We start from the raw sequence: 19,514 nt of genomic DNA, 5'->3' as shown, positions 1-19,514 counted from the left end.
CCGCCACATGACCGCAGCCATCACGTCGTCTCGCCCGTCGCCGCTCCTCCGCGCCTTTACCGGCGTCCTCTGTGCGGCGCTCGCCTTCTCGCCGTTGCCCGCGGCTGCGTCCTCGCCGGCGTCCTTCGGCATGTTCGCCGCGGCGCCGGCTCCTGCTTCGACCGGCAACACGATCGGTTTGTTTCGCCTGAGCGGCGACCCGGCGGCGGCCGAGGGGCTGCGCTCGCAGATCCTGACCGACATGAGCGCCGCCGGTTACACCGTCAAGGGTGTCGCGCTCGACATCGACGGCGCCGCCGGCAAGGTCAAGTGCAAGGGCGGGGCCGACGCGTGCGTCGGCAAGGTCATCGAGTGGCTCAACAAGGGCGCCGCCAAGTCGGGCACCGGCTACGACTACCTGATCTACGGCACCGTCGGCGGGCCGACCACGCCGAGCTCGATCGTCGTCTACGACGTCGCCAAGAAGGCCAAGGTCAAGGAGTTCACGCCGACGATCAACCCCGACGACCTGATCCTCCCGCTCGCGCTGCCGCGGGCGATGGTCACGACGCTCAACAACTATCGCACGCCCGTCGCCCCGGCCACGGCCGAGGAGCAGAAGATCCTCGCCGAGCTCGACGAGCCGGCCAAGACCCCCGAGGAGCTGGCGGCCGAGAAGGCGGCGATCGACGACGCCGTCGGCAAGGTCGCGGCCGGCCAGGGTGAGCTCATCGACACCAGCAACGTCAAGGTCGACCTCAAGAAGGACTTCAAGGACTTCTGCCGCAACGGCCCGCCCAAGCCGCGCGTCAACAAGGACGACCCCAAGGACCTGCGCCCGGTGTGCAAGCGCGGCCCGGTGTTCGGCTACTTCCAGACCCGCGCGTGGGTGGCCCTCGGCCTCACCGCCGGCGCCCTGCTCACCACCGGCATCTTCTACTCGCTGGGCCTCGCGGCCCGCGGCCCGTACAAGTCGGCGCTCGACGACCTCAACAACTCGAAGCTCGACAAGACGGACCCGCTGCAGTCCCAGGAGTACACCGCCATGGCCTCGGACGTGGCCGACAAGGGCAACACGATGCGCAACCGCCTGATCGGCGGCGACGTCGCCCTGCTCACCACCGTCCTGCTCGCCGGCGTGCTCGCGGTCATCATCTACCAGGACCGCACCGACGCGAAGGACTTCATCAAGACCGAGAAGAGCCTCAAGTCGGTGTCGCGGATCCAGAACGTCCGCGGCGGCCCGATCCTCAGCCGCGGCATGCAGGGCTTCGGCTTCGGCTTCAACTTCTGAGGCCGACGCAGGCCGTCCCGAGCGAGGGCTCGCGCCGCTGCGGCGCGGGCCCTTCGCGTTTGGGTCGCGAGCGAGGGCGCCGCCGCTCTTGCTGCCGCCGCCGACCACCGGCGAGACCAGGACTCGCGGCGCAGCGGCGCAGTCTCTCGCGCTTCGGCACGCCGCGCCGACACCGAGCACGCGTGGGGGCGGGGAGCCGCCCCGGACATGGCCTCGAAGGCATGTTCGAAAGAGCATGTCTGAAGGAACATGTGACTAGGACGGCCCCCGACGTGACTCTGAGCGCGGGCCCGCTCGCGGCGAGGCTTGCCCGCGGCGCGAAGGACGGTCATACGATCGCTGTCCTCGGGAGGTGCGGCATGGGCTCCAGTGATTCGCGGGCGCGGTACATGGGCTGGCAGATCGACTACGCGAACCCGCGGGGCGAGCCCGGCTTCGTCGGCCCGGACTCGGTCCACTGGCGCATCTACAAGAACCCGGTGGCGCTGGCGATCGGCGGCATCGCGGCGGTGCTGCTCGAGTTCGCGGACGCGCGGATCCGCAGCGGCGTATGGGACCACTCGACGTACAAGGCCGACCCGGTCGGTCGCTCGCGGCGGACCGCGATCGCGGCGATGGTCGGCGCGTTCGGGCCGCAGAGCGCAGCGCGGCGGGTGATCGCCGGCGTCAACAAGCTGCACGCGAAGGTCAACGGCGCGACGCCGGCCGGTGAACCGTACCGGGCGCTCGACCCGGAGCTGCTCGACTGGGTCAGCGCGACCGCGGTCTACGGGTTCCTCACCGCGTACGACCGCTTCGTCGCCCCGGTGTCCGCCGCCGACCGCGACCGCTACTTCGCCGAGAGCGGTCCGGTCGCCCGCCTCTACGGGGTCCAGAACGTGCTCACGTGCGAGGCCGACTTCGCGGCGATGATGGACCGACTGGGCCCGCGGGCTCGGGTTCTTCTACCGCGCGGTCGCCCGCGCCGCGGTGTCGATCGTGCCGCCGCCAGTCCGCGCGAAGCTGCAGCTCGGGGCCGAGTACGACCTCGGGGCGATCGACCGCACGCTCGTGCGCGCGGCGGCGGCGCTGGCAGAGCGCTTCCCGGCGAAGGACTCGCCGGCGACGCAGGCGCCGCTGCGCTTCGGGCTGCCGGCGAATTTCTTGTACTTGAGCCGGGCCCGGCGAGCGGCGCTGCTGGCTCGCGCGGAGTCGACGGCGGCCGCCGAGTGAGACGGCGCCGCGCTCAGCTGGCGATGAGCGAGTGGCCCGTCGTCGCCGAGATGGCGACCTCGATCGTCTGTCCCGGAGAACCTGTCCCGAGGGGCAGCAGCACGCTCTGGAACCGGGGCGTGCGGCCGAGCACCCGGTCGCCGCGGTGGGACAGGCCGCTGATGAGCACGCGCTCGCGCTTGCCGACGCGGGCGTGGTGCGACGCGCGGGTGTGCTGCTCCTGCAGCTCGATGACCTCTTGCAGGCGGCGGCCCTTGACCTCGTCGGGCACGTCGTCCTGCAGCTTGCGGGCGGCGTAGGTGATCCCGCGGTCGCTGTAGCGGAACATGAACGCCGAGTCGAACCGGACCTCGCGCATCAGCGACAGCGTCTCGGCGTGATCCTCTTCGGTCTCGCCGCAGAAGCCGACCATCAGATCGGTCGACAGCGCCAGGTCGGGCATGGCGGCGCGCAGGCGGCCGACCAGATCGACGAACTCGCCGCGCGAGTAGCCGCGCTTCATCGCCGTCAGCATCCGATCCGAGCCGGACTGCGCCGGCAGGTGGATGTACGGGCACACCTTCTCGAGCTCGGCCATCGTCGCGATCAGCGGGTCGGTGAAGTCGACGGGGTAGGGGCTCGTGAAGCGGATCCGCTCGATCCCATCGAGCGCCGCGATCGCCCGCAGCAGGTCGGCGAAGCTCGCGTCCTCCCACACGTACGAGTTGACCGTCTGGCCGAGCAGGACGATCTCTTTGTAACCGCGCTCGGCCAGCTGCCTGGCCTGGCGCAGGACCTCGCGCGGGGCCACGCCGCGCTCGCGGCCGCGGGTGTACGGGACCACGCAGAACGTGCAGAACTTGTCGCAGCCGCGCTGGATCGTGACCTGACCGCTGACGCCGTCGTCGTCGGGCACCCCGTCGAGGCCGTCGTAGGTCTCCTCGCGGTCGAGGGCGACGTCGACGACGCGCTCCCCGGCGCGCGCGCGGTCGACCAGGCTGCCGATCCGGCGGTAGCTGTCGGGGCCGGCGACCAGGCCGATGTGCGGCGCCTGCTTCTGGACCTTGTCGCGCAGGTGCTCGGCCATGCACCCGGTAATGCCGAACACCAGATCCGGATTGTCCTTCTTGTGCCGCAGCAGCTGGCTGGTGCGCCCGTAGACCCGCTCCTCGGCCTTTTCCCGGACCGCGCAGGTGTTGAGCAGGATCACGTCGGCGGTCGCCGGATCGGGCACGCGCACGTAGCCGCGGGCCGCCAGCTGGCCGACGATGAGCGAAGAGTCGGCCTCGTTCATCTGGCAGCCGAGGGTCTCGACGTAGACGCGCGGCCCGGCGACTCCGGGGAGCTCCGACGTGGCGGGCAGCTCCTGCGCGGTCATGGGCGGCTCCGGCGCCGTCCTCGTGCCGCGGATCTGGACCAGGCGGGTCATGGGCGCGGGATGCTACGCGAAAATCGCCGCAGGCGCCGCGGGGGAGGCTCACGCGCGGTCTCCGGGGGGCGGGTCCGTTGCGCCGGGGGGGCCGCGCTTGTCGCCGCTTGGATCGGACGCTCGCTCCGGCTTACAATCTCGCGCCGCCGACGCCCTGCGGTCGCCGCGCGAATGCGGCGACCGGTCTGCACGGGCTCAGCCCGCTTCGCTTCGGCCAGGAGAACAGAATGCTTCGCTTCGTCCCTCGCGTGTCCCTCGGACTTTGTCTCGCCCTCGCCGTCGGCTGCTCGCCGAGCACGCCCACGCCGCAGAAGACCGACGAGAAGGCCGCCCCGGAGCAGCCGACCAAGGCCGCCGCGGGCGAGGGCCTGCCGGCGCTTCCGGAAGTCATCGCCACCGTCAACGAGGTCGCGATCCCGCTGGCCCAGTTCAAGGACATCTACGACCTCAAGGTGAAGAAGTACACCGACCGCGGCCGCGAGATCCCGCCGTCGGCCGACCGGCGCTATCGCAAGTCGATCACCGAGCGCCTGGTCTACAACGAGATCCTGCGCCAGGAGGCCAAGGCCCGCGGCGTCGAGGCCGACGCTGCCAAGCTTGCCGAGCGCGAGACCCAGCAGAAGCAGGGCATCAAGGACTGGGACAAGCACCTGCAGCGCCGCGGCGAGACCGAGCAGAGCCTCCGCGACATGTACGTGGCCGAGATCCTCGAGCAGCAGTTCCTCGAGAAGGACGGCAAGCTGGAGGTCACCAGCGCCGAGGTCGACGAGGAGTACGAGAAGATCAAGCCCAACTACAAGTCGGAGGGCGAGCGGATCCACGCCGCGCACATCCTGATCCCGATCGGGCCGCAGGAGCAGCCGACGCCGATGGGCGAGAAGCCGCCCGAGCCGTCGCAGGAGGACAAGGACAAGTGGCGCAAGGAGGCGGTGGCCAAGGCCGACGAGCTTTACAAGAAGGCCACCGCAGCGGGCGCCGACTTCACGCAGCTGGCCAAGGAGAACTCGGTCGGCCCCAGCGCCGACAAGGGCGGTGACCTCGGCATCTTCACCAAGGACCGCATGGTCGAGGAGTTCAGCGTCGCGGCCTTCAAGCTCAAGCCCGGCGAGATCTCGAAGCCCGTCGAGACCAAGTTCGGCATCCACATCATCAAGATCCTGGCCAAGTACCCGCCCGGCGACCTGCCCAAGGAGGCGCTCGCCGACCAGATCAAGGAGCGCCTCAGCCAGCGCAAGCTCCACCAGGGCCGCCGCGAGCTGAAGGACGCGCTGCTGGCCAAGTACAAGGTCCAGAACAAGATGGAGGAGCTGCTCGGCCCCGACCCGCGCGGCCCCAAGCGCCCGGCCGTGGTCAACCCGAGCGAGATGCCGGCCGGCCACCCGCCCATCGAGATGAAGGCCCGCGGCCCCGCGCCCGCCGGCGACGACGCCAAGGCCGAGCCCGAAGCCGGCGACGCCGATTGAGCGAAGCTGTCCGCAAGGACAGGTGAGACGTGAAGGGGGCGCGCCGAGAGGCGCGCCTTTCTCCGTGCGCGCGATGCGGCCGCGTGCGTGCCGGCGATCGCGTGTGCGTCGGCCTCTCGAAGAGGGCGCGCAGAGAGGCGTGTCTTTTTTTCGTGCCCGCGACGGCGGCCGCGTGCGGGTCGGCCTCTCGAGCCGCAGTCGGCAGTTGCGGAGCGACCCGCGCGAGCCCTGCCGCGCGCCCGCGAGTCAGCGCCTCAGAACGCGTGCTCGTTGATGAAGTAGATGCCGAAGCTCTCGCGCGAGAAGCCGGCGTCGAGCCGCAGCACCGCGAACTGGTCCCAGATCACCTGCAGACCGGTCCCTCCGGACACATGCCAGTGCTTCGGCAGGTCTTGCATGCGGTCGGCCACCACGCCCAGATCGACGAAGCCCTTGAGGCCGATGCCCAGCGTGTGGCGGCGGACCTTCAGCTCGAGCGGTTCGAAGCGCAGCTCGAGGCTGCCGAACGCCTTCAGGCGGCCGATGTAGCGGCGCCGCATCCAGCCGCGGCCGGCCGACGCCCCGCCGAGGCCGTCGGTGGTCAGCAGCCCGCCGAACTCGCCGAGCGGGACCAGCGGCGCGTCGCCCCACAGCGCGTCGAAGCTCAGGCGGTGGGCCAGCACCAGCTTGTCCACGCCGAGCGTCCAGTAGGTGCGGAAGTTGGCCGACAGCCGGCCCCACGCGTCGGTCGAGCCGGTCCACGGGCCCGCGTTGTCGACGATGACGTCGAACAGGCTGCCCTTGCCGGGGCTCCACTCGTTGTCGCGGCGGTCCCACGTCAGGCCGAGGCGGATGAGGCCACGGCGGGCGCTGAGGTCGGCGGCCGGGTTCTCGGCCTGCAGCAGCGAGTTGTCGTAGGTGCGCACGCGGTCGGCGTAGTAGGCCAGGCCGGCGTACGAGCGCAGCATCCCCGGCGGCTTGTCGCCGAGGGCCTGCAGGCGCCACAGCGGGTGCTGGTAGGTCAGCGAGCCGCCGACGGTGTTGAGGTGGGCCTGGTAGTAGCGAGCCTGGAGGTCGATGCCCTCGAGGTTGTTGTTGTTGCCGATCCCGTAGTACGGGAACACGGGGTCGACGTAGCCGAGCACGCCGAACTCGAACACCTCTTCGCGGCGCAGGAGATCGCGCAGGCGGATGAAGAAGCTGTGGTCCTGGACCTTCTTCAGCGACACCCGCGACTCGAAGATCATGTAGATGCGGTTGGGGTCGCCCTCTTTGCGGCGATAGGCGTACGAGATGTTGGCGCCGAGCATGAGGCCGACGCCGGGCTGGGAGCGCACGCTCGGCAGCGGCAGCACGCGGTGCGGGCTCTGGCCCTTGCGGATCTGATACTGGCTCGGCGTCGGCGACAGCGGGTGGGTCAACCAGCCCCAGCGCACGCGCTCACGCGGCGGCAGGTTCGGCGCCGGACCGGCCGGCGTCATCATGGTGTCCGGGCGCGCGCCCTCGGGCACGGTGGCGGGCGGCAGCGCGGCCGCAGGCACAGGGGTCGGCTCGGGGCCCCCACCGACCGCGGCGTCCGACTTGAGCGGCCCGCTCGGCGGCGCCACATCGCTCGGCGGCGTCAGCTCGGGCGCGAGCTCGCTGTCCTTCGAGACAGGTTCTTGCGCCCACGACGAGGCGAGGCCCGACGCTCGCGCGGCGAGGCACGTGGCTGCGAAGAGGGCACCGGCGAGGGGGGTCACAACGGGCGCGAGGTCCCGAGGCTAGCAAAGGCAGCCAGCTTTGTCGGCGGAGCCGGGGCCCCGCGGGCGCGGGCGCAGCGGGGAGCGTGAGCTCGCGTGCACGCCCCGGCCGCGCTGGCGCGGATCTGTCGCGGTCACGCGACGGTATAGTCGGCGATGATGATGAAGCAGCAGCTTTGGTGGTGGCGGGCCTTCGCGGCGCTCGCGCTGGCAGGTTGTCCGGGTTCGGCCGCGGAGACGTCGGCCACGGACGCCTCGTCGACGTCGGACGCGACCGCCGCCACCGGCTCGTCCACCGATGTGACACCGACCTCGTCCGGGGCGCCGCCGACGACCTCCAGCGGGACGACCGCCAGCACCACGGAAGAGATCGATCCGCTGCCGCAGGGCCCGATCCAGGCCGGCGTGGCCGTCGGTTATCTGACCGGACCGGTCGGCGCGTCGATGGCCGGCTACGGCGGGCGGACGGTCACCAACAACACGCCGTGGAACCACCTGCTGAACGGCGCGAGCGGCTTCTACGGGCTCGGCACGATCAAGGCGATGGTGATCGAGGTCGGCGGCGAGCGGCTGGTGGTGATGAAGATGCCGACGATGAGCTCGGAGCACTCGCTGACCGAGGGCGCGATCGAGAAGCTCAAGGCCGACCACGGCATCGACATCACCGGCCGCCTCATCACCGCCGCGACGCACTCGCACCACAACCTGGCCCGCTACTGGCGGCTGCCGGCGCCGCTCGGGTTCGTCGGCGGCGACTCGCCCGACGAGGAGCTGATCGATCGCATGACGACGGCGATGGCCGACGTGATCGCGGCCGCGGTCGCCGACCTGGCGCCGGCGCAGTGGGGCGCGACGTGGCTGGACGACTGGGATCCGGACGACGCGGTGTACCGCGACCGCCGCGGCGAGAACGACCCGACGTACGGCAAGGACGCCCGCCTGACGCTGCTGGCGGTGCGCCGGCCCGACGGCACGCCGATGGCGACGGTAATCAACTTCGGCATGCACGGCACGGTGTTCGACTCGCCCAACGAGCTGTTCACCGAGGACGCGGCGGGCGGGCTCGAGATGAAGTTCGAGGAGGCGTTCTTCGCCGCCAAGGGCCAGCCGATCTTCGGCATGTTCGCGCAGTCGGGCGGCGGCGACGCCTCGCCCGCGGGCGACGGCCTCGGCCACCCGGAGCCGGCCCGCATCGAGCGCATCGGTCACGCCGCGGCGCCGCGGATCCTCGCGCTCTACGACGCGATCGAGTGGCGCGACGAGGCGACGCTCGGGGTCCGTTCGCGCCGCATCGACCTGACGTACAGCGGGATGGGCTACGACGACTACCCCGAGTTCCAGAACGCGCAGGGCGGGCCGTACCTGTGGGGCGCGTGGCAGTGCAAGGGCGCCGAGGCCGACGTCGACGACGGCAACCCCGCGACCAGCCTGGAGGGCAAGCCGAAGAACTGCATGCCGATGCAAGGGCTGCTCGAGTCGCTCGGCGAGACGGTGCCGCACGGCGAGGTCCATCAGACCTACTTGACCGTGGCGCGCCTCGACGATTTCTACATGCTGACGCTGCCCGGCGAGCCGACAGCGTCGGTGATTCAGTACGCGCGCACCGCCTACGAGGACCGCGCCGTCGACGGCATGGTGTTCGGCTACTCGCAGGATCACCTGCTGTACCTGACCCAGCCCGACGACTGGCTGCAGGGCGGCTACGAGTCGGAGATGAGCCTGTGGGGCCCGCTGCTCGCCAAGTACCTGGTCGACGGGCAGATGACCGAGGTCGAGGCGCTGATCGCCGGCGACGGTTCGCCGGTGTGGTCGGAGCAGTCGCCGTCGCTGTCGGTCGGCAAGTCGTTCGAGCCGCGCGCGCTCGAGGCCGGCGTCGACGCGCCCGGGCTGACGGCCGAGCCGCCGCCGACGATCTGGCGCGGCGAGACGCTGCGGGCGGCCTGGAACGGCGGCGAGCCGGGGCTCGGCGAGCCGCGCGTGACGGTCCAGGTCGACGACGGCGGCGGCTTCGTCGACGTGGCGTCGCCGAGCGGCTGGGCCGGTGCGGCGCTCGACAACAGCCGCTACCACATGCTCACCCACTACGCGCCGGACCCCAAGCCCAACGGCAAGCTGCTGGCCGAGCGCCAGCAGAAGTGGTTCGTCGACTGGCAGGTGCCGGCGGACCTGCCGGCCGGCACCTATCGCCTGCGCATCGACGGCCGCGCGTTCGACGGCCAGGCGACCGAGGACTACGCGCTGACGACGGCGCCGTTCGAGGTCGCGTTCGCGCCCGAGCACGCGCTCTCGGCGGTGCTCGCCGGCGGTCAGTTGACGCTCGACGTGACGCGGCCGCCGCCGGCCTACGTCATGGACGACAAGTGGCCGGTCGGCGGCTTTCGCTTGCTCGATCCCGAGGTCGCCGCCGACGCGCCCGTGCACCTGCGCGTGCCGCTGACGCTGTCGTTCACCAAGGACGACCTGCCGGTCGGCGACACCCACGAGGTGCCGTACGTGTCCGGGATCGGCCACGTGTTCGACTTTGCGACCGCGGGGCTCGACCCCGACGGGCTGGTCGCGCGGGTGCACCTGCGCGACGACGTGGTCCCGGCGTTCATCGAGGCGCCGATCCTCGGGCCGTGAGAGCGGCGGGCCGGCCGCCGAACGTCGGTCACACGGGGCCCGGCCTTGCGGACGTCGACGGCGGGCCGGCGATCCGCTATGCCGATCGGAGATGCGGCGCGCGTGGGCGATGACGGCGGCGGCGCTGGTGGCTGGCTGCCTGCGACAGAACCCGGCCTTCGACGGCGAAGGCGGGACCGGCGGCGGCTCGGGCGGCGCGACCACGGCGTCGTCGACGACGACCTCGACGACGACGACATCGACATCGGCGCCGACGGGCACGACCGACGCGAGCACGAGCTCGCCGACGACCTCGTCTTCGACCACGGGTGTCCTTCCGGACATGTCCTCGGGGACCACCGAGACGACCGGCGCTCCGGTCGGCTGCTGGGGCCTCGGGGTCGAGGACTGGGCGGTCGAGTCGCTGGGGCTCGACCCGCCGGGCAGCTCGCCGATGCTGTCGCCCGACGCCGAGACGCTGCACTGGCGGGCGTTCCTGGGCGGCCAGTGGCACGTGGTCCGCTCGGTCCGCGACGACCCGGCGGTGGCGTTCCCGGCCGGGGCGTCGGTGTGGCCGTCGTCGTCGTTCGAGGCCGATCACCCCGCGTTCGTCGCCGCCACGCAGGAGCTGTTCTTCGGCGGCAACGGCGACATCTACGTGCTGCCGCGCGACGGCGACGGGTGGGGCGTACCGACGGTCGCGGGCGGGGCGCTGGCGTTCGGCAATCGGGTCGAGAGCCACCCCAACCCGACCGCCGACGGCGCGACGCTGCTGTTCCAGCGCGACGACGGGCCGGCGTGGGGGCAGTTCCAGCTCGGCTTCAAGTTCTGGCAGGTCGCCCGCGATCCGCAGGTGCACCCGAGCTTCCCCGACGTGGCGCCGGTCGAGGTGACGCCGGCCGACCCGGGCTTCGGCGTGCTCGCCTGTCCGGCGCTGGCGCCCGACGGGCTGCGGCTGTTCTTCGGCGCGTTCGACAGCGAGGGCGGCGGCTTCGGCGATCCCAACGACGGCCGCGCGGGGGTGTGGTTCGCCGAACGCGACGGCCTGGACGCCCCCTGGCAGGGCGTCACCCGCAGCGCCCAGCTGCGCGTGCCCGGCTTCGTGACCTGCCCGGTGGCCGTCAGCGCCGATGGCTGTCAGCTGACGCTGGCGCTGTTCACGATCGGCCCCGGCACGCCCGAGTCGCGGATCGCCCGCCGCGGGTGACCCGGGACCGAGGCTCAGGACATGTCCGCGAGGAAGCCTCCGAGAGCACGGACCTGCGAAGTTCGATGTCCTTCACGACATGTCGAACCGGACATGCGCTCCAGGGCATGTCCTTTGCGGCATGTCCGATGCGCCAGGTCATCGCCGCCACGTCGGGGCGACCAGCCGGTCCTCGCGGCGTGCGGGGCAGCCCGGGCTGGCGCTCCAGGAATGTCCTTTGCGACATGTCCGCTGCGCCAGGTCAGCGCCGCCAGGTCGGGGCGACCAGCCGGCGCTTGCCGTCGTGCGAGCGGGTCAGGCCGGGCTCGTCGAGCTCGACGCGGTCCCACAGCTGGCAGGTGACCTGCTTGTGCTGGGTGTCGAGCGCCTCGCAGTAGTTGGTGAACTTGCAGCGGCGGACCTCGGCGCCGCGGCCCTCGCGAACCTTTAAAAACCAGTCGGGGTCGGCGAGGCTCTGGCGGGCGGCGGCGACGATGTCGGCGTCGCCGGCGGCGAGGATCGCCTCGGCCTGGCCGAACTCGTGGATCCCGCCGGCAGCGACCACGGGGGTGATCCGGCCGTCGGCCCGGATGGCGGCCCGGATGGCGGCGGCGAGCGGGACGTTGCGCGCGAACGGGCCGCGCGCGTCGCTGTGGACCGTGGGCATGCACTCGTAGCCGCTCGGGCCGGTGTAGGGGTAGACGGCCTCGCCGACCTTGGGCGGGTGGGCGTCGTCGAACTTGCCGCCCTTGGACACGCTCACGAAATCCATGCCGGCGGCCGCGAAGTCGCGGGCGAACTGGACCGCGTCGGCGAGGTCGCTGCCGCCGGCGATGACCTCGTCGCCGAGCATGCGGCAGCCGACCGCTGTGCCGGCGCCGACGCGCGCGCGCACGGCCGCGAGCACCTCGAGCGGCAGGCGAGCGCGACCCGCGAGCGTGCCGCCGTAGCCGTCAGCGCGGGTGTTGGTGCGCGAGAGGAAGCTCGCCATCGTGTAGGCGTGGGCGTAGTGCAGCTCGACGCCGTCGAACCCGGCGGCCTCGGCCCGCGCAGCCGCCGCGGCGAACAGCTCGGGCAGCACCCGCGGCAGGTCGCGCACGTGCGGCAGGTCGAGGTCGGTCACCAGCTCGCGGTAGCCGAACTCGAGCTCGCGTCGCTCCCTGTCCGTGAGGACCTGCTCCAAGAGACCTGTCTCGGCAGCCAGGAGAAACGCGCGCAGCTCGGCCTCGGGCGCGGCCAGCCAGCGGTCGTCGGCGAGGGCGGCGGCGAGGCGCTCGCGGTGGCCGGCGTCGACGCGCAAGAAGCGGGCGAAGAACTTGTCGGGCGCGGGGCGGCGCTTGACCGCGAGGAAATCGATCAGCTGGATGAACAGGCGCGTGCGGCCGCCGCTGGCCTCGCGCACGGCGGCGACCAGGTCGGCCAGGCCGGCGACGAAGCGGTCGTCGCCGATCCGCAGCAAGGGGCCGCTCGGGACGTCGCGGATCCCCGTGGCCTCGACCACCAGCGCGCCCGGCTCGCCGGCGGCGAAGCGCGCGTACCAGGCGATCACGTCGGGCGTGACGCGGCCGTCGTCGGAGGCCCGCCACGGCACCATCGCCGGGACCCAGGTGCGCGCGTGCAGCCGACAGGGGCCGACGTCGATCGGCGAAAACCACCGGCTGGCGGCCGCCTCCGCGGCGCTCGGCCAGCGCGCCGGCGGGATCGCGTGGCGGATCTTGGCGGGCGGGGTCCACATGCCGGCGGACTTTAGCAGCGCGCCCGACCCGCCGCGCGTCGCTTCACTTCACTTCAGAAGGTGGTGCCGAGGTGGAAGCCGACGATCATCTGGTGGACGCTGGCCTGATCGTTGTCGTCGCGCTTGAAGCAGGCCCGGTTGCCGCCGTCGGCGGTGCAGACCTCGCGGTGGAAATTCCAGATGAAGTCGACCTTGCCGCCGATGAAGAACTGGCGGGTGACGAAGAAGTCGATCGAGGGCGCGGTCTTGAGGGCGAAGCCCTGCGAATACTGGCGATCGTACGGCAGCACGCCGCCGCGGGCGTTGAACACCTGGCGCGAGAAGCCGGGGCCGATCTCGAGCCCGAGGTCGAGGCGCCAGATCGGCAGGATGCCGCGGATCACCGCGAAGAAGCTGTTCTGGTACGAGGCCCGGTAGGCGTCGGTGCTGGCGGTCTGATAGTCGGCGTTGAAGAAGCCGACGTTGTAGGCGGCGCCGATCATGAGGGCGCGGAGCGGGCGGAAGCCGAGCGTGAAGCCCATGCCGAACGAAGGCATGGTGCGGCCGGCGATCTCGTCGGTCGACTTGCAGCCGGCCTGGCTCGGGATGCACAGCGATCCGCCGATCATCATCTCGGCCTGCCCGCCGCGACGCTTCACGTCCGCGGCCTGGACGGCAGTGGCCACGCTGAGGGTGAGGGTCGCGGCAAGGGCGCAGAGGACGAACCGGGCAGGGGTCATGCGGGTGTTCTGTGAGGCAGTCGGCGACGGCGCAAGGCGCCGGCCGATCGAGCATGCGCGCGCGGGTGAAATCGCGCGGAAGCCGCTCAGATCGTGACGCCGACCATCAGGCCGAGCAGGGAGTGGTGGCCGAACGCGGGCGCGCGCACGGGGCCGTCACAGCGCCCGGGGCTGCACGCCGGGCTGCGGTGGAAGTTCAGGGTCACGTCCCAGCGCAGGCCCATGTAGACGCGACGGGTGAGGTAGACGGCGAGCAGCGGCGTGACGCGGGCCGCGAACCCGAGCGTGCCGTAGCGCTGACCGCGGAATTCGTCGAGGACGTAGGTAGCGACCTGCTGCGAGTAGCCGAGGCCGACTTCGAGCCCGAGATCGATGCGGCCGATGTCGACGCCCGTGCGCACGACGCCGAACAGGCCCTGGTGGCGGGCGGGGCCGTAGAGCTGGCGGCCGCCGAGGATGTCGGTGTACGACGGCCGCAGCAGCCCGAATTCGTACGAAAGGCCGGCCAGCAGCCACGGGCGGAACCGATAGCCGACGGTGACGACGCCGCCGGCGTGCGGGGCGACGACGCCGTCGACGCGCTTACACCGCGCCGCGCCGCCCGGCATGCAAAAGGACAGGCCGCCCGCGACATCGACCTGCAGCCCCTTGCGCTTCGGTTCGAGCTCCGCGCCGGCCTCGCTGGCCAGCAAGAACACCAGGCAAGCGGCCACGAACGCGGAAATTCTCGCCATCAGGGCCAGGTACACGAGTTTTTGTTGTCGTGTTCCACCAGATCGGGATAATCCGCCCATGAGCGCAGGGGACCCGGCTGGCGAGCGAGCGAGCCCTGTCGAACCGAGCCGATCGAGCGGCGACGAGCCACCGCTCGTCGGCGTGATCATGGGCAGCCGCTCCGACTGGGAGACGATGCGCGAGGCCGCGGGGGTGCTGAAGCAATTCGGCGTGCCGCACGAGTGCCGCGTGGTCTCGGCCCACCGTACGCCCGAGTGGCTGGCCGAGTACGCGCGCACGGCCGAGGCGCGCGGGCTGGCGGTGATCGTCGCCGGCGCGGGCGGGGCCGCCCACCTTCCGGGCATGGTGGCCGCGGAGACGCGCCTGCCGGTGTTCGGGGTGCCGATCCAGACCTCGGCGCTGCAGGGCCTCGACTCGCTGCTGTCGATCGTGCAGATGCCCCGCGGCGTGCCGGTCGGGACCCTGGCGATCGGCCCCGCCGGGGCCTACAACGCCGCGCTGCAGGCGATCCGGGTGCTGGCGCTGGCCCGCCCGGCGCTGGCCGAGGCGCTGCGCGAGTTCCAGAGCAGGCGCGCCGCGGACGTGCGCGCCGAGGTGCTGCCCGATGCGTGACCCAAGGGCGCCGATCCTGCCCGGCGCGACCATCGGCGTGCTCGGCAGCGGCCAGCTCGGCCGCATGTTCGCGATCGCCGCCCGCCGCCTCGGCTACCGCGTGCACACCTATTCGCCCGACGCCGACACGCCGACCGGCCAGGTCGCCGATCTCGAGCTGCGCGGGCCCTACGACGACCTCGCGGCCGTGCGCGGGTTCGCCTCGGCGGTCGACGTCGTCACCTTCGAGTTCGAGAACGTGCCGGCGGCCACGGTCGAGGCCGCCGCCGCGGTCGCGCCGGTGCGCCCGGCCGGCTCGGTGCTGCACACGACGCAGCACCGCCTGCGCGAAAAGACATGGCTCGAAGGACATGGCTTTCCGGTCACCCCGTTCCGCGCCGCGCGCTCGGCCGCCGAAGTTGCGGCGGCGCTCGCGGCGGTCGGCCAGCCGGCGCTGCTGAAGACCGCGGGCTGGGGCTACGACGGCAAGGGCCAGGTCAAGCTCGAGGGCCCCGAGCAGGCCGAGGCCGCGTGGGCCTCGCTGCGGTCCGACGAGGCGATCGTCGAGGCGTGGGTCGGCTACGCCTGCGAGCTGTCGGTGGTCGCGGTGCGCGGGGTGACGGGGGAGACGGCCGTGTACGCGCCGGTCGAGAACCAGCACGTGCGCGGGATCCTCGACCTGTCCCTCGCGCCAGCTCGCGTCGCGCCCGAGGTCGCCGCCGAGGCGCAGGCGATCACGCGCCGCTTGCTCGAGGCGCTCGACGTCGTCGGCGTGCTGTGCGTCGAGTTCTTCTGCCTGCCCGGCGGCGCGCTGCTGATCAACGAGCTGGCACCGCGGCCGCACAACTCCGGCCACCTCACGATCGACGCGTGCGTCACCTGTCAGTTCGAGCAGCAGCTGCGGGCGGTGTGCGGCCTGCCGCTGGGCTCGACCGAACTGCTGCGCCCGGCGGCGATGGCCAACCTGCTCGGCGACGTGTGGCAGGCGGGTCCGCCCGACTTCGCGTCCGCGCTGGCGCTGCCCGACGTCAAGCTGCACCTCTACGGCAAGTCCGAGCCTCGCGTCGGTCGCAAGATGGGCCACCTGACGGCCCTCGGCCCCACCGCGGAGGGCGCGGCCGCGCGCGTGATCGAGGCCCGGGCGCGCCTCACCCGCAGCGTCGGGATCGCCGGTCCGCGCGACTGACGGCGCGCTCGATCCGTCCCGGGACGAGCGATGTTCGGCGCGAGCCGTCGGCGACGGCGGCTGCTATATCTGCCGCAGATGAGCGACGCGCTGCTGGCCGCCAACCGTAGGTTCTACGAGGCCTTCTCTAGCGCCGACCTGGGCGCGATGGACGACGTGTGGGCGCGGGCGGTGCCGGTGACGTGCGTGCATCCGGGCTGGACCCCGCTGGTCGAGCGCGAGGAGATCATGGAGAGCTGGCAGGCGATCCTGGCCGGCTCGGCGCCGCGGGAGATCGAGTACGGCGCCGCCGAGGCGTACCCGGGCGAGGACATGGGCTACGTCATCTGCGCCCAGACGATCGGCGACACCGAGCTGGTGGCCACCAACGTGTTCGTGCGCGAGGACGGCGACTGGAAGATGGTGCACCACCACGCCGGTCCGGTCGTGCGCCGCCGCGGCACCCGCCCGGCGTCGGGTCCGGTGCCGATGCCCAACTGACGCCGGCGCCCGCGCCGGCCCGCGGATCGCCGCGCAGGGCGTGATCGACGTCTCGCCGCGCCGCGGCCTCGAACCATGTTCGCGCGGCGCGAGCCGGGCGTGACCACGATCGCGGCGGCGTAAGATTGGGCGCTCCCGCACCGGATCGCATCGATGTCCACGTTCGCCTCGCGCCTGTTCGGCGCCTTTGTCCTCGCCGCCGTCGGCTGCAAGACCGCCGCTTCCACGACCTCCACGCCGCCCGGCGAGACCGCGGCCGCCGGCGCTCCGGCGGCCCGCGACGCCATCCTCGCCGCCTCCGCGCTGCCGCCGACCCACGCCGCGCTGGCGGGCGATCCGCTGGCCGTCTCGGTGCACCGGCTGAGCAACGGCATGACCGTGTACATCAGCACCGATCGGCAGAAGCCGCGCTTCGACGCCTGGATCGCCGTGCGCGCCGGCAGCCGCTCCGATCCGGCGAGCTCGACCGGGCTCGCGCACTACCTCGAGCACATGCTCTTCAAGGGCACCGACGAGCTCGGCACCCTCGACCACGCCGCCGAGGCGCCGCACCTGGCCCGCATCGAGCAGCTGTACCGCGATCTGCGGGCGACCAAAGATCCGGCCGAGCGCCAGCGGATCTTCGCCGAGCTCGACGCCGCCAACCAGAAGGTCGCGGCCACCGCTATCCCCAACGAGTTCGACCGCGTCTACGCCGAGCTCGGGATCTTCGGCGTCAACGCCTTCACCTCGTTCGACCAGACCGTCTACATCGTCGACGTGCCGAGCAACCGCTTCGACGTGTGGGCCGACGTCGAGGGCGAGCGGTTCTCCGATCCGGTGTTCCGCCTGTTCACCACCGAGATGGAGGCGGTCTACGAGGAGAAGAACCTCTCGCTCGACAACCCGTGGGCGCGGACCTACTTCGCGACCACGCGCAATCTGTTCCCGCGCCACCCCTACGGCACGCAGACGACGATCGGCGAGATCGAGCACCTCAAGGTCCCGGCATATCAGGACATGGTCGACTACTTCGGCCGCTGGTACGTGCCGAACAACATGGCGATCGTGCTGGCCGGCGACATCGACGCCGCGACCGCGCTGCCGAAGCTCGAGCAGGCGCTGGGCAAGCTCGAGCCGCGGGCGCTCGACAAGCTCGATCCGGGCTCGCTGCAGCCGATCGCCGCGCGGGTGCAGGCCGACGTGATCGCCGAGGGTGAGCAGGAGGTCGCGCTGGCCTGGCAGACCACCGCGTCCGATCACGCCGACGAGCCGGCGCTGACGGTGATGGACTGGTTGATGGACAACAGCACCAGCGGCCTGCTCAACGTCGAGCTCGAGCTGAGCCAGAAGGTGCCGTCGGCCGGGGCCAGCAGCACGTTCCTGCACGAGTCCGGGTGGTTCATGACGCGCGCCCAGCTGCGCGAGGGCCAGACCCACGCCGAGGTCGAGGCGCTGCTGCTGGGCGTGGTCGCCAAGCTCAAGCGCGGCGAGTTCACGGCCGAGGACGTGGCGGCGATCGTGCTCAACCAGGACATCGCCGACAAGCGCGCCCGCGAGAGCAACAGCTTCCGCGCGCACAAGATGGCCGACGCGTTCGTCGAGGGCCGCGCGTGGCAGGACGTGGTCGCCCGCGATCGCAAGATCCGCGAGGTCACCCGCGACGACGTCGTGCGCGTCGCCAACAAGTACCTCGGCGCCAACTTCAGCGCCGTGCATCGGAAGGCCGGCAAGCCCGAGGTGGCCAAGATCGACAAGCCGGCGCTGACGCCGGTCGAGCTGCACCCCGAGCGGCACAGCCAGTTCGCCGAGGCGGCGCTGAAGCGGCCGGCCAAGCCGATCGAGCCTGAGTGGTTGGTCGAGGGCACCCACTACGTGCGCGCCGAGCTGCCGGGCGGGCCGCTGGTGGCGGTCCAGAACGGCCGCAACGACCTGTTCTCGCTGACCTACCGGTTCGAGCGCGGGCACAAGCGCGAGCGCATGCTGTGCCACGCGCTCGACGTGGTCGAGCAGTCGGGCGCCGGCGAGCTGTCGGCCGAGGCGCTGAAGAAGAAGCTGTTCGCGCTCGGCACCCACGTCGAGTTCGCGTGCGGCGCTCACGAGAGCGCCATCACCGTCGAGGGCGTCGACGCCAACATGGAGCAGAGCCTGGCGCTGGTCGATCGCTGGCTGCGCGAGGTGAAGATCGATCCGGTGGTGCTGCGCGGGATCGCCGACAACGTGATCAGCACCCGTCGCGACGCGCTCGAGGATCCCGACGAGCTGGCCGGCGCGCTGGCCGACTACGCGATCCACGGCAAGGACAGCGAGTACCTGCAGGCCCCCACCAACGCGCAGATCGTCGGGGCCAAGCCCGCGGCGCTGGCCAACCTGGCGCGCGAGTTCGTCGACTACCAGCACAAGACCCTCTACTTCGGCCCGCGCGCCGCGCCCGAGGCGGCCAAGGTCGTGGCGCTCGGCAAGCAGCACCGCAAGCTGCCGCAGCGCCCGCCGGTGGCCTACCGCAAGGTGCCGAAGCCGACGCTCTACTTCACCCACCGCGACGTCGCCAAGTCGACGATCGCGGTGGCGCTGCCGTCGGCCGCGCTGGCCCGCGAGCAGCGGCCGGCGGCGCGCATGCTCAGCGAGTACCTCGGCGGCGGCATGAACACGCTGCTGTTCCAGGAGATGCGCGAGTCGCGAGGGCTGGTCTACTACGCGTGGGGCGTGCTGTTCGCCGGCTCGCGGCCGACCGACGCGTGGGCGCTGCGCGGCGGGCTCGGCACGCAGTCGGACAAGACCTCGGAGGCGCTCAAGGTGTTCTTCGAGCTGCTCGGCCGCCCGCTCGACAGCGTGCGCCTGGGCTCGACCCGCGCCGCCATCGAGCAGGAGTACCGCAGCAGCCGCGTCGATCCGCGCGCGAGCGGGTGGATGGTCCACGCGTGGGACGAGCTGGGTGAGAAGACCGACCCGCGCCCGTGGGTGTGGCAGACCATCGGGGCGATGACGCAGGAGCAGCTGCAGGGCTTCGCGTCGAGCTTCGCCGCGGTGCCGCCGGTCGTCAGCCTGGTCGGCAACCGCGAGCGCGTCGACCTCGCGGGGCTGAAGAAGATCGCCGACGTGGTCGAGGTCGCCCCGGCGTCGCTGTTCTCGTACGGGAGCTTCCCCAAGGGGCAGCCGAGCGTCGCGGCGGCGCGCTGAGCGGCGCGAGCGAGGTGTCCCCGGGGGCATGTCTCGAGGGGCATG

The 19,514-nt window shown here is 71.9% G+C and carries 14 protein-coding genes and 1 pseudogene; 10 read left to right on the top strand and 5 right to left on the bottom strand.

The genetic code is table 11. The annotated features are described in order from the left end of the window. Positions 1 to 7 precede the first annotated feature (7 nt). The 3 genes and pseudogenes from POL25_RS25110 (at position 8) to POL25_RS25100 (ending at position 2,485) form a co-directional block, all read left to right on the top strand. Positions 8 to 1,273, top strand: coding sequence for a hypothetical protein (locus POL25_RS25110; RefSeq protein WP_272088693.1), 1,266 nt, complete (start codon positions 8 to 10; stop codon positions 1,271 to 1,273). 221 nt (positions 1,274 to 1,494) lie between these two features. Beyond that, positions 1,495 to 2,172, top strand: a pseudogene (locus POL25_RS44985) (oxygenase MpaB family protein); the annotation flags it as partial. A gap of 79 nt (positions 2,173 to 2,251) precedes the next feature. Beyond that, positions 2,252 to 2,485 carry a hypothetical protein gene (locus POL25_RS25100; RefSeq protein ID WP_272088691.1) on the top strand — a complete coding sequence of 78 codons (234 nt, stop codon included), beginning with the start codon at positions 2,252 to 2,254 and terminating at the stop codon, positions 2,483 to 2,485. 13 nt (positions 2,486 to 2,498) lie between these two features. Here POL25_RS25100 and miaB read toward each other — a convergent pair whose 3' ends face one another. Continuing rightward, a complete protein-coding gene (gene miaB, locus POL25_RS25095) occupies positions 2,499 to 3,893 on the bottom strand; it encodes a tRNA (N6-isopentenyl adenosine(37)-C2)-methylthiotransferase MiaB (protein WP_272088690.1) in 1,395 nt (464 codons plus the stop codon). Positions 3,894 to 4,141: 248 nt separating this feature from the next. On the opposite strand from miaB, the gene POL25_RS44520 reads away from it, so the two are divergent. Continuing rightward, positions 4,142 to 5,356 carry a peptidylprolyl isomerase gene (locus POL25_RS44520; RefSeq protein ID WP_272088689.1) on the top strand — a complete coding sequence of 405 codons (1,215 nt, stop codon included), beginning with the start codon at positions 4,142 to 4,144 and terminating at the stop codon, positions 5,354 to 5,356. A gap of 254 nt (positions 5,357 to 5,610) precedes the next feature. On the opposite strand, the gene POL25_RS25085 is transcribed toward POL25_RS44520, so the two are convergent. Beyond that, on the bottom strand, positions 5,611 to 7,077 hold the full coding sequence (locus POL25_RS25085; protein ID WP_272088688.1) for a BamA/TamA family outer membrane protein: 1,467 nt from the start codon (positions 7,075 to 7,077) through the stop codon (positions 5,611 to 5,613). A 162-nt stretch (positions 7,078 to 7,239) separates the two neighbouring features. On the opposite strand from POL25_RS25085, the gene POL25_RS25080 reads away from it, so the two are divergent. Further along, positions 7,240 to 9,699, top strand: a complete 2,460-nt coding sequence (locus POL25_RS25080; RefSeq protein ID WP_272088687.1) for a hypothetical protein — start codon at positions 7,240 to 7,242, stop codon at positions 9,697 to 9,699. Between the two features lie 91 nt (positions 9,700 to 9,790). Then, positions 9,791 to 10,885: a TolB-like translocation protein gene (locus tag POL25_RS25075; RefSeq protein ID WP_272088686.1), complete on the top strand. Its 1,095-nt coding sequence runs from the start codon at positions 9,791 to 9,793 to the stop codon at positions 10,883 to 10,885. A 241-nt stretch (positions 10,886 to 11,126) separates the two neighbouring features. Here POL25_RS25075 and POL25_RS25070 read toward each other — a convergent pair whose 3' ends face one another. The 3 genes from POL25_RS25070 to POL25_RS25060 all read right to left on the bottom strand — a co-directional run bounded on the left by POL25_RS25070 (position 11,127) and on the right by POL25_RS25060 (position 14,052). After that, positions 11,127 to 12,599, bottom strand: a complete 1,473-nt coding sequence (locus POL25_RS25070) for an oxidoreductase (protein WP_272088685.1) — start codon at positions 12,597 to 12,599, stop codon at positions 11,127 to 11,129. Positions 12,600 to 12,652: 53 nt separating this feature from the next. Continuing rightward, positions 12,653 to 13,318 carry a hypothetical protein gene (locus POL25_RS25065; protein WP_272088684.1) on the bottom strand — a complete coding sequence of 222 codons (666 nt, stop codon included), beginning with the start codon at positions 13,316 to 13,318 and terminating at the stop codon, positions 12,653 to 12,655. A gap of 86 nt (positions 13,319 to 13,404) precedes the next feature. Continuing rightward, the gene (locus tag POL25_RS25060) at positions 13,405 to 14,052 is read right to left on the bottom strand and encodes a hypothetical protein (RefSeq protein ID WP_272088683.1); all 648 of its coding nucleotides are present in this window, start codon (positions 14,050 to 14,052) and stop codon (positions 13,405 to 13,407) included. A 148-nt stretch (positions 14,053 to 14,200) separates the two neighbouring features. Between POL25_RS25060 and purE the strand changes: the two genes are divergently transcribed. The 4 genes from purE (at position 14,201) to POL25_RS25040 (ending at position 19,469) form a co-directional block, all read left to right on the top strand. After that, positions 14,201 to 14,665: a 5-(carboxyamino)imidazole ribonucleotide mutase gene (gene purE, locus POL25_RS25055; protein ID WP_373372111.1), complete on the top strand. Its 465-nt coding sequence runs from the start codon at positions 14,201 to 14,203 to the stop codon at positions 14,663 to 14,665. After that, complete coding sequence (locus POL25_RS25050) at positions 14,658 to 15,830, top strand: 5-(carboxyamino)imidazole ribonucleotide synthase (protein ID WP_272088681.1); 1,173 nt, start codon at positions 14,658 to 14,660, stop codon at positions 15,828 to 15,830. The genes purE and POL25_RS25050 overlap by 8 nt, the downstream gene beginning before the upstream one ends. A 78-nt stretch (positions 15,831 to 15,908) precedes the next feature. Then, positions 15,909 to 16,310 (top strand): nuclear transport factor 2 family protein, encoded by a 402-nt coding sequence (locus POL25_RS25045; RefSeq protein ID WP_272088680.1) that lies wholly within the window; start codon positions 15,909 to 15,911, stop codon positions 16,308 to 16,310. A gap of 153 nt (positions 16,311 to 16,463) precedes the next feature. Further along, the gene (locus POL25_RS25040; RefSeq protein WP_272088679.1) at positions 16,464 to 19,469 is read left to right on the top strand and encodes a M16 family metallopeptidase; all 3,006 of its coding nucleotides are present in this window, start codon (positions 16,464 to 16,466) and stop codon (positions 19,467 to 19,469) included. Positions 19,470 to 19,514: the final 45 nt, after the last annotated feature.

Origin of the sequence: Nannocystis bainbridge (assembly GCF_028368995.1) — a bacterium.
GTDB lineage: Bacteria > Myxococcota_A > Polyangia > Nannocystales > Nannocystaceae > Nannocystis > Nannocystis bainbridge.
The sequence above is the reverse complement of the archived record's forward strand: the minus strand, read 5'-3'. Positions and strand labels throughout refer to the sequence as shown.

Bases quoted from the DNA above. Each gene is read 5' to 3' on its own strand.
- purE (WP_373372111.1), top strand. From the start codon at position 14,201: ATGGGCAGCCGCTCCGACTGGGAGACGATGCGCGAGGCCGCGGGGGTG.
- POL25_RS25070 (WP_272088685.1), bottom strand. From the start codon at position 12,599: ATGTGGACCCCGCCCGCCAAGATCCGCCACGCGATCCCGCCGGCGCGC.
- POL25_RS25060 (WP_272088683.1), bottom strand. From the start codon at position 14,052: ATGGCGAGAATTTCCGCGTTCGTGGCCGCTTGCCTGGTGTTCTTGCTG.
- POL25_RS25110 (WP_272088693.1), top strand. From the start codon at position 8: ATGACCGCAGCCATCACGTCGTCTCGCCCGTCGCCGCTCCTCCGCGCC.
- POL25_RS25080 (WP_272088687.1), top strand. From the start codon at position 7,240: ATGAAGCAGCAGCTTTGGTGGTGGCGGGCCTTCGCGGCGCTCGCGCTG.
- miaB (WP_272088690.1), bottom strand. From the start codon at position 3,893: ATGACCCGCCTGGTCCAGATCCGCGGCACGAGGACGGCGCCGGAGCCG.
- POL25_RS25075 (WP_272088686.1), top strand. From the start codon at position 9,791: ATGCGGCGCGCGTGGGCGATGACGGCGGCGGCGCTGGTGGCTGGCTGC.
- POL25_RS25040 (WP_272088679.1), top strand. From the start codon at position 16,464: ATGTCCACGTTCGCCTCGCGCCTGTTCGGCGCCTTTGTCCTCGCCGCC.
- POL25_RS25045 (WP_272088680.1), top strand. From the start codon at position 15,909: ATGAGCGACGCGCTGCTGGCCGCCAACCGTAGGTTCTACGAGGCCTTC.
- POL25_RS25065 (WP_272088684.1), bottom strand. From the start codon at position 13,318: ATGACCCCTGCCCGGTTCGTCCTCTGCGCCCTTGCCGCGACCCTCACC.
- POL25_RS25050 (WP_272088681.1), top strand. From the start codon at position 14,658: ATGCGTGACCCAAGGGCGCCGATCCTGCCCGGCGCGACCATCGGCGTG.